The organism is Acinetobacter sp. 226-1 (assembly GCF_030329325.1).
Lineage (GTDB): Bacteria > Pseudomonadota > Gammaproteobacteria > Pseudomonadales > Moraxellaceae > Acinetobacter > Acinetobacter sichuanensis.
The window spans coordinates 1-1,129 of the sequence record NZ_JACANU010000056.1; the positions used below are offsets into that span (position 1 = coordinate 1).

Annotated in this window: 1 protein-coding gene and 1 pseudogene; both read right to left on the reverse strand. The window is 60.0% G+C overall.

Going from position 1 to position 1,129, the window contains the following annotated elements; translation table 11 throughout:
* Positions 1–209, reverse strand: a pseudogene (gene glmM / locus HX124_RS18060) (phosphoglucosamine mutase); the annotation flags it as partial.
* Positions 210–295: 86 nt separating this feature from the next.
* Positions 296–1,111 (reverse strand): sulfonamide-resistant dihydropteroate synthase Sul2, encoded by an 816-nt coding sequence (gene sul2 / locus HX124_RS18065; RefSeq protein WP_001043260.1) that lies wholly within the window; start codon positions 1,109–1,111, stop codon positions 296–298.
* Positions 1,112–1,129 lie beyond the last annotated feature (18 nt).

A 1,129-nucleotide genomic window follows, 5' to 3' on the forward strand; every position in this document is an offset into this window, starting at 1 on the left:
CCCATCGAGGTGAAACCGGCTGTGAGCGCGGGTTCAAGCATATAGCCCGACAGGCGCGTATCCTTGCCGATCACGACACGATGGCGGTGGTCACCGCGACGAAAGACACGGCCAGCCGCCATGCCGACGCGCAAGGCGGTTTCCGCCGTCATCGCGCCTTCGTTGGCTTTGCCACGAATACCGTCTGTGCCGAAATATTTGCGCACCATAAGGTCGATTATCCTGTCGTCGGGTCGCCCTCAAAGGGGACATGCCTGCTGAACCGCGAATATAGAGAAATATCCCGAATGTGCAGTTAACGAATTCTTGCGGTTTCTTTCAGCGCCGCCAATACCGCCAGCCCGTCGCGCAAGGGGCGCGGCTCGTGTGTGCGGATGAAGTCAGCTCCACCTGCGGCGGCGGCAAGCTCTGCAGCGAGTGTCGCGGCCCCGACATCCCCCGGACCACGGCCTGTGAGCGCGCGCAGAAAGGATTTGCGCGAAACAGACAGAAGCACCGGCAAATCGAAGCGCAGCCGCAATTCATCGAACCGCGCCAGCACCGAGAGCGAGGTTTCGGGAGCAGCCCCCAGAAAAAACCCCATGCCGGGATCAAGGACAAGGCGGTTGCGTTTGATACCGGCACCCGTCAGCGCCGCGATGCGCGCGTCAAAGAACGCCGCAATGTGATCCATGATGTCGCCAGCGGGTGCCTCGCGCCGATCTGCCTGCCCGTCTTGCACCGAATGCATAACGACGAGTTTGGCAGATGATTTCGCCAATTGCGGATAGAACGCAGCGTCTGGAAAACCGCGAATATCATTGAGATAGGCCACACCACGCGACAAGGCATAGGCTTGCGTCGCGGGTTGATAACTGTCGAGCGAGACGGGAATGCCATCTGCCTTGAGCGCGTCCAGCACCGGCGCGATACGCGCGATTTCTGTGTCGGACGAAACAGGCGCGGCGTCGGGATTGCTGGATGCCGGACCGAGGTCGATCACATCTGCCCCCTCGGCCATCAGCTTACGCGCCTGCGCAATGGCTGCGTCTGGCGCCAGATACCGGCCTCCATCGGAGAAACTGTCCGAGGTTATGTTGACGATGCCGAAAATGATGAGCGATTTATTCATGGGGGCTTCTATAATAAT

Excerpts from the sequence above, each read along its gene's own strand:
- sul2 (WP_001043260.1), bottom strand. The coding sequence starts at position 1,111 with ATGAATAAATCGCTCATCATTTTCGGCATCGTCAACATAACCTCGGAC.